At 60.2% G+C, this 7303-nt stretch carries 7 protein-coding genes and 2 pseudogenes; 2 read left to right on the plus strand and 7 right to left on the minus strand.

Annotation, left to right across the window (positions count from 1 at the left end):
• Positions 1 to 5: 5 nt before the first annotated feature.
• The gene (gene istA / locus J3A71_RS29675; protein WP_209952938.1) at positions 6 to 1520 is read right to left on the minus strand and encodes an IS21 family transposase; all 1515 of its coding nucleotides are present in this window, start codon (positions 1518 to 1520) and stop codon (positions 6 to 8) included.
• A gap of 266 nt (positions 1521 to 1786) precedes the next feature.
• Positions 1787 to 2800: a zinc-binding alcohol dehydrogenase family protein gene (locus J3A71_RS29680; protein WP_002118279.1), complete on the minus strand. Its 1014-nt coding sequence runs from the start codon at positions 2798 to 2800 to the stop codon at positions 1787 to 1789.
• 75 nt (positions 2801 to 2875) lie between these two features.
• On the opposite strand from J3A71_RS29680, the gene J3A71_RS29685 reads away from it, so the two are divergent.
• Positions 2876 to 3043, plus strand: coding sequence for a hypothetical protein (locus J3A71_RS29685; protein ID WP_016487060.1), 168 nt, complete (start codon positions 2876 to 2878; stop codon positions 3041 to 3043).
• Between the two features lie 204 nt (positions 3044 to 3247).
• Here J3A71_RS29685 and J3A71_RS29690 read toward each other — a convergent pair whose 3' ends face one another.
• The 5 genes and pseudogenes from J3A71_RS29690 to istB all read right to left on the minus strand — a co-directional run.
• Complete coding sequence (locus J3A71_RS29690) at positions 3248 to 4216, minus strand: magnesium and cobalt transport protein CorA (protein WP_003464971.1); 969 nt, start codon at positions 4214 to 4216, stop codon at positions 3248 to 3250.
• The gene (locus J3A71_RS29695; RefSeq protein WP_003464969.1) at positions 4213 to 4917 is read right to left on the minus strand and encodes a glutathione S-transferase N-terminal domain-containing protein; all 705 of its coding nucleotides are present in this window, start codon (positions 4915 to 4917) and stop codon (positions 4213 to 4215) included. The genes J3A71_RS29690 and J3A71_RS29695 overlap by 4 nt, the downstream gene beginning before the upstream one ends.
• 140 nt (positions 4918 to 5057) lie before the next feature.
• Positions 5058 to 5597 (minus strand): peptide-methionine (S)-S-oxide reductase MsrA, encoded by a 540-nt coding sequence (gene msrA, locus J3A71_RS29700; RefSeq protein ID WP_003464967.1) that lies wholly within the window; start codon positions 5595 to 5597, stop codon positions 5058 to 5060.
• Position 5598: 1 nt separating this feature from the next.
• Positions 5599 to 6042 (minus strand): peptide-methionine (R)-S-oxide reductase MsrB, encoded by a 444-nt coding sequence (gene msrB, locus J3A71_RS29705; protein ID WP_003464965.1) that lies wholly within the window; start codon positions 6040 to 6042, stop codon positions 5599 to 5601.
• Between the two features lie 520 nt (positions 6043 to 6562).
• Positions 6563 to 7033: pseudogene (istB, locus tag J3A71_RS29710) on the minus strand (IS21-like element ISPst3 family helper ATPase IstB); the annotation flags it as partial.
• 89 nt (positions 7034 to 7122) lie between these two features.
• Between istB and J3A71_RS29715 the strand changes: the two are divergent.
• Positions 7123 to 7303 (plus strand): annotated as a pseudogene (locus tag J3A71_RS29715) (IS5/IS1182 family transposase); the annotation flags it as partial.

Here is a 7303-nt window from a genome sequence, read left to right on the forward strand (position 1 = left end):
TGTGTTCAGTGGTAGTAGCCGGGGCCGCGCAGGTTGGCGTGGTCGTCCGGCAGCAGCGGCAGGTTGGCTTGAGCCAGCGGCAGGCTTTCCAGGCCCTGGCGCAGGATCGATTCGAGGCTCTTGTAGCTGCACGCGCCGAGGCTGAGGGCGCGTCGGCAGGCCAGCTCCAAGCGCACTTCGCCATGAGTCTTGCCCAGGCGCAGGATGCCCAGGCAGGCCCGGTAACCCTGCTGCGGATGGATGCACCGCTCGAGGATGTGGCTGATCACGCCGGCGGTGTTCGGCCCGGTCTGCTCGGCCCAGCGGATCAGCCGCTGCGGCGTCCACTCGGCATGCTCGCGATGGCTCTTGGGCATGTGCTCGGCCTGCGTGCTGTGCCGGCCCTTGTGCATTGAGCGCAGGTGGCTGGCCACTCGCTGGTTGGCGTGGAAAAACTCGACGGTGCGCGCCGTCAGGCGCACCTCCAGCTGCTTCTTCACCAGTTGATACGGCACCGAGTAGTAATGCCCATCGACCTCGACGTGGTAGTCGATGTGCACCCGCGCCTTCTTCCACTCGGCGTAGACGTAGGGTTGCTCCGGCAGGGGGCGCAGCGCCGGACGATCCAGAGCTTCGAAGGCCGACTGCCGGGAGCCCGGCAGCTTGCGAAACGGTCGTCGGTTGAGCCTGTCCAGCAGCGCCGCGATGGCTGTGTTGAGTTCGTCCAGGGAGAAGAACTGGCGGTTCCTCAGCGCGGCGAGGATCCAGCGCTCGACCACCTGCACGCCGACCTCGGCCTTAGCCTTGTCGCGCGGCTTACGCGCCCGCGCCGGCACCACCGCCACGCCATAATGCTCGGCCAGATCGCGGTAGCTCGGGTTGATGTCCGGCTCGTAGCGATGGCTCTTGCTCACCGCGCTGCGCAGGTTGTCCGGCACCACGATCTCCGGCACGCCGCCGAGGAAGGCGAAGCAACGGGTATGCGAGCCTAGCCAGTCCGGCAGCTGCTGCGACCAGGTGGCTTCGGCGAAGGTGTAGCTGGACGCGCCAAGCACCGCGACGAACACCTGCGCCTGGCGGATCTCGCCGCTGTGGCGGTCGATAACCGGCACCGTCTGGCCGGCATAGTCGACGAACAGCTTCTCGCCGACGCGGTGCTCCTGACGCATCACCACGTCCAGCTTGCCCTGCCAGGCTCGGTAGTGCTCACAGAACCAGCTGTACTGAAAGCCCTGAGGCTGGCTCAGGCGGTACTCCTGCCAGAGCAGCGCCAGGGTTACGCCGGGGCGGCGCAGTTCGGCATGCACCCATGCCCAATCGGGTAAAGGCCGCTTCTCACTGGCAACCGCCGGGGCCGGCGGGAACAGTTGCTGCTCCAACTCGGCATCGGACAACGAACAGGGCCAACTGAGACCGCTGGCGGCAAAACGATTGAGGTAGTCGCCGACGGTGACACGACCGACCTGCACGCTGACCGCAATCTGGCGAGCCGATAGTCCGACCTCGAACTTGAGACGTAGTACTTCGCGAATCTTACGCATGGATAAACGCTCCACGACGACCTCTCTGCTTCGAAAAAGAGGTCGATGGTAGTGAAGAAATCCTGCGTTACTGCCTGCCCGGTTGAGTGGCCGGATGGCCGTGGAATCAGTGGCCGGATGCGCGTGGAATGGGTGGCCGGATCACCGTGGAATCGGTGGTCAGATGCTCATGGAATGGGTGGCCAGATGACCGTGGAATCCGCATCGCTGGGGCATAACCCGTTCGGCTTTTTGAGGTTGGACAAGATGTTTGGCGATCGCGGTCGTTAGAAGCCTTCGAGGACGATCTTGCCTTTAGCCGCGCCACTTTCGATCAGTGCATGCACCGTCTTCAGATTGGCGGCATTGATCGGCGACAGTCGCCGGGTCAGCGTCGTGCGGATTTTGCCGTCGTCAACCAGCGCTGCCATCGCATCCAGAATCTCGCCCTGCTCATTCATGTCGGGCGTGCCGTAGATCGACCGCGTGAACATCAGCTCGTGGTGGATCGACACCGCCTTGCGCTTGAAAACCATGATATCGAATGCCTTGGGATCGTCGATCAGTCCGAACCGTCCTTGTGGGGCGATCAGTTCGGCGATGTCGGCGACATGTTGCTCGGTATGTGTGGTCGAAAAGACGAAAGCGGGAGCACCGATGCCGAGTTCGGCGATCTGTGGCGCGAGCGGACGAGAATGGTCGATGACGTGGTGAGCTCCAAGCCCTCTTACCCACTCTTGGGTTTCCGGTCGAGAGGCTGTGGCGATGACGGTGAGGTCCGTGCGCTGTCGCGCGATCTGGACGGCGATCGACCCAACCCCGCCCGCGCCACCGATGATGAGGATCGCCTCCGCCGCACCGGGTACGGGCTTCGCCACGTCCAGGCGGTCGAACATCGCCTCCCAGGCCGTCAACGTCGTCAGCGGCAGCGCCGCCGCTTCCGCCCAGGAGAGCGACGCAGGTTTGTGACCGACAATCCGGGCGTCGACGAGATGGAACTCCGCATTGGTACCGGGCCGTGTGATCGATCCGGCATAATAGACCTCGTCGCCTAACTCGAACTGCGTGACGTCGGGGCCGACCTCGCGCACAATCCCGGCGGCATCCCATCCCAGCACCTTCCAATCGCCATCTGCCGGCGGCGTGCTGTTGCGGACCTTGTAGTCGACCGGGTTGACCGAGACGGCCTTCACCTCAACCAGGATATCGTATCCTGCAGCGACAGGCCGAGGCAGATTGATGTCGACCAGCGCGGCATCCGCGGCGATGGGTCCCGGAACCTTGTAACCAATGGCTTTCATAAATGTCTCCAGCTTGCTTGATCGGATGACGCGAATGCTCGTTAGTCAACTTCTTCTACATTGAGGTCCCGACTCTTGAACTGGGTCGCGGTAGCAGATTTCATCGAACACGTCGATCAACAGGCCCTTATGCTCGGTCGCCGGATCGGTGATCGCGTAGAGGGTGGAGGCGTTATCGCCATCATCACCGCTTCCGAGGCGAAACGCCGCGTCGACGCAGATGCCGCACGGACCGATGGTTGATCCTGGCTCGAGATCGACGAGATTGCTGTCCTTGACGCGCTATTCGCGGTCTTAGCCCTTGGCGATGAAGGACTGAACTGCTTGTAGAGCGTCGGTCAGCTGCTATGTCATGGACGCACCTTCATCTTGAGTTGGATTGGACAAGCTTCCGTATAAGGCCCGCTGTAACCGTCAGATGACGGCGAAGAAAACGATGGGCAGTATTCACAGCCACTTAGCCTTCTTGAAGCGCACAAATAGGAAAACGCACGATATCGCTATCACTCCGAGCACGACAAAGTATCCGTAGGCCGTGTCCAGCTCCGGCATGTGCTTAAAGTTCATGCCGTATATTCCAGCGATCGCCGTCGGGACTGCCAGTATTGCCGCCCAAGCCGCCAGCTGGCGGGTGATCACCCCCGTCCTTTGCGCTTCAAGAAGGCTGCTGGCCTCAAAGACCGTGGACAGGACAAGCAGGAGGCCGTCGACCATGGACTGCACGCGGTGGACATGGTCCGCGACGTCGTGGAAATATGGTGTCATTTCGGCGCTGATGCAGGGAAAGTGGCCGCGAACGAGCTTTCGCACCAGCTCGGCCATAGCCCCGAGCGTGCGCTGGAACCGCGTGAGTTCGGACCTTAGTTCGAAGATTCGCGCCACCTCTTCTGGCCCGAGGAAATCGTGCAGCGACCGTCGCTCCATCGCCAGGACGTCGTCCTCGATCATTTCGAAGATGGGCAGATACTGGTCGACCACGCGATGCAAGATCGCGTGCAGCACATAGTCGACACCCTTGCCGAACTGCGTCGGCGATGCCTCGAGTTGCTCCCGAAGTTTGCCCAGCGCTCCGGCATTGCCGTGCCGCACGGTGATAAGGTGATTGTGACCGGTGAAGATCGCCATCTTGCCGTAGCTGATCCGGTCGCCGACCAGCTCGGCGGTCTGCGCGACGACGTACAACTCATCGTTGTAGACCTCGAGCTTGGGCGGGCACAGCGGGTGCATCGCGTTGTCGATCGCCAACGGATGAAGATTATATGTCCTTTGGATCGCGAGTAGTTCCTCGGGGGTGGGTTCGCTAAGCGCGATCCAGCAGAAGCCCGAGCGACTCTCGCCCAACTTGACGTGCTCATCGAGCGCGATTTCGCGAACTCGCTTGCCTTCGTTGTAATAATAGGCGGCGATGATGCTCATGCTGGCCTCGCGGGAATGTGGAGGCCACGCTGGACGGCCGGTCGAGCCAGCCCGCGTCCAAGCCATGCGCGGACGTTCGAAAAGCTGCTGAGGCCAAGGATGTCACCCGCAGCGTAGAATTCCACCAGCGCATTCACCCAGCCGAGCGTCGCGATGTCCGCGATCGAATAGTCGTCGACGATCCAGTCGCGGCCTTCCAGCCGGCGATCCAGAATCCCCAGCAGACGCGTGGATTCGTCGATAAAGCGCTGTTGCGGCCGCTTGTCCTCATAGTCCTTGCCGCCAAATCGCAGGAAGAAGCCGAGCTGACCGAACATCGGCCCGATGGCCGACATCTGAAAGAACACCCACGCTAGGGTCTCGTAACGCTGGCCTGGTTCGGTGGAGATGAACTGACCCGTCTTGTCGGCCAGATAGAGGAGGATCGCACCGGATTCCCATAAGGCGATGGGTCTACCGTCAGGGCCAGCCGGATCGATGATCGCCGGTATGCGTCCGTTCGGGTTCAGCGACACGAACGCCGGATCCTTCGACTCGTTGTTCGAGATGTCGATCAGGTGGGGCTCGTACGCCAGGCCAGTCTCCTCAAGCATGATCGAGACCTTGACGCCATTGGGCGTAGGGGCTGCGTAGAGTTGCAGGCGATCGGGATGAGATGCCGGCCAGCGCTGCGTGATCGGAAAGGACGAGAGGTCTGGCATAAATCTGCGATCCTGGTGTTGCGATGGCGACTGACTGGAACGAGCCGTCACTCTGAAGTAGGGTTCGATGACCGCGTCGCTGAACGACGCGGTCACGAAGATTGCGGACCGGACCGGCGCAGTGGCAACGGCAGTGAAGCCTATTCCGCCGCGGTCCCGGCCGCTGGCTGTACGTCGTCAACCTTTTGGCGCTTCGGAAGCACCCAGCCGGGACGGACGAAGTGGCAGGTGTAGCCGCCCGGGCGCTTCTCCAGATAATCCTGGTGATCGGGCTCGGCCTCCCAGAACTCGCCGACCGGCTGGACCTCGGTCACCACTTTGCCATCCCACAGCCCCGAGGCATCCACATCGGCGATCGTATCCTCGGCGACGCGCTTCTGCTCCTCGTCGACATAATAGATGCCCGACCGGTAGGAGAGCCCACGATCATTGCCCTGGCGGTTCAGCGTCGTCGGATCGTGGATCTGGAAGAAGAATTCCAGGATGTTCCGGTAGCTCGTCACTGTCGGGTCGAAGACAATCTCGATCCCCTCGGCATGCGTGCCGTGATTACGATACGTGGCGTTCGGAATATCGCCGCCCGTGTAACCCACACGGGTCGAGATGATGCCGGGCCGCTTGCGGATCAGATCCTGCATGCCCCAGAAACATCCTCCTGCGAGAACAGCGCGCTGATGCATGTTAAGCCTCCTCTACTTGATCGAGATATTCACCGTATCCCTCGGACTCCATCTCGTCGCGCGGGATGAAGCGAAGGGACGCTGAGTTGATGCAGTACCGCAGACCGCCGCGGTCGGAAGGACCATCGGGGAACACATGGCCGAGATGACTGTCTGCGTGTACTGACCTGACCTCCGTCCGGACCATGCCGTGTGCGCTGTCCCGCACCTCGTTCACGTTTGCCGAAACGATCGGCTTGGTGAAGCTGGGCCAGCCAGTACCCGAATCGAACTTGTCCGTCGAAGCGAACAGTGGCTCTCCCGACACTATGTCGACGTAGATGCCAGGCTCCTTGTTGTCGTTGTACTCGCCCGTGAAGGGCCTTTCGGTGCCCGCCTCCTGGGTAATTCGGTGTTGCTCGGGAGTCAGGTGGTCGATTGCTGTCTGTGACTTTTCAAACTTCATTACAGTCTCCAATACTTATCTAGAGGGCCAGGCACGCTACCGCTAATTTTTTATGTCTCCTGATTTGCTCCTACAATGGTAGTGGGATGGCAAACGAGGTTTTACTAAGTGTTGGAAAATTAGAGATTTAAATTTCGCGTCTATTAATTCTAGCGCAACTGAGTGGTTAAGCAAGTACGTAATCAGTAAATATTAAAAAAATAACACAAAAGCACGATTATATAATACAGTGTCAGTGTTTTATGATAATCAACAACGCCTGTTTAGATGCTGGTAGATGCGAATTTTTTGGCGTACAGTCAAAATTTTCTGATGGTTGCTTAGTGTGTTGGCGCTGATGGAAAATTGACCCACCCTGCCGATTGAAATTTGACCCAGGGCGGATTGCTGATTTTGTTACCAGCAACTGTGGATAAGTCTACCAGCGCAGCTGCTGTTGCCCCCACTCCTTCGCTAGCCCAGTTCAGTTGTTTAAGACCTGCCACACGCAGCCATGTAGCAGGCCGTCGTCGCCATGAAATCAGAACGGCTCATCGTCCTCCGGTTCCTGGCCGCCCTTACGCTTTCGCTCCCGTGATTTGATCTTGGCCTGGGCCGCCAAGCTACTGTGTTGCAGGCGATAGGACTCGTTACCGGTTTCGACGATGTGGCAGTGGTGGGTCAGCCGATCCAGCAGGGCGGTGGTCATCTTGGCGTCGCCGAACACGCTCGACCATTCGGCGAAGCTCAGGTTGGTGGTGATCACCACGCTGGTGTGTTCGTACAGCTTGGACAGCAGGTGAAACAGCAACGCACCGCCAGCCTGGCTGAACGGCAGATAACCCAGTTCGTCGAGGATGACCAGATCCATGCGCAGCAGTGCCTGGGCGATCCGCCCGGCTTTGCCGTCGTGTTTTTCGCGCTCCAGCAGATTGACCAGATCGACCGTGGAGTAGAAGCGCACGCGCTTACCGTGCCGGGTGATGCCGGACACGGCCAGCGCGGTGGCTAGCAGCCTGTTGAAATTCGCCTACGGCCTGTCTGACTTTGCCGTGTAAGGTTTACGATATCGGCTCCAATCTGCCGGGAACCCCGATTTCCATGCGTGGCGCCGATATCACTCAGGAATCCTTGTTCACTGTCGCCAAGCTCGATGACTTCGTGCCAGCGACTCACCCCCTGCGCGCCATCCGCAAGCTGGCAGACACCGCTCTGCAGCGGATGAGCGCCCTGTTCGACACCTTGTATGCCGACACCGGCCGCGCCTCGATCGCCCGAGAAG

This window comes from Pseudomonas sp. PvP089 (assembly GCF_017875165.1).
Taxonomy (GTDB): Bacteria; Pseudomonadota; Gammaproteobacteria; order Pseudomonadales; family Pseudomonadaceae; genus Aquipseudomonas; species Aquipseudomonas fortuita.

Bases quoted from the DNA above. Each gene is read 5' to 3' on its own strand.
- msrA (WP_003464967.1), bottom strand. From the start codon at position 5,597: ATGCATCAGCGCGCTGTTCTCGCAGGAGGATGTTTCTGGGGCATGCAG.
- msrB (WP_003464965.1), bottom strand. From the start codon at position 6,042: ATGAAGTTTGAAAAGTCACAGACAGCAATCGACCACCTGACTCCCGAG.
- J3A71_RS29680 (WP_002118279.1), bottom strand. From the start codon at position 2,800: ATGAAAGCCATTGGTTACAAGGTTCCGGGACCCATCGCCGCGGATGCC.
- J3A71_RS29690 (WP_003464971.1), bottom strand. From the start codon at position 4,216: ATGAGCATCATCGCCGCCTATTATTACAACGAAGGCAAGCGAGTTCGC.
- J3A71_RS29695 (WP_003464969.1), bottom strand. From the start codon at position 4,917: ATGCCAGACCTCTCGTCCTTTCCGATCACGCAGCGCTGGCCGGCATCT.
- istA (WP_209952938.1), bottom strand. From the start codon at position 1,520: ATGCGTAAGATTCGCGAAGTACTACGTCTCAAGTTCGAGGTCGGACTA.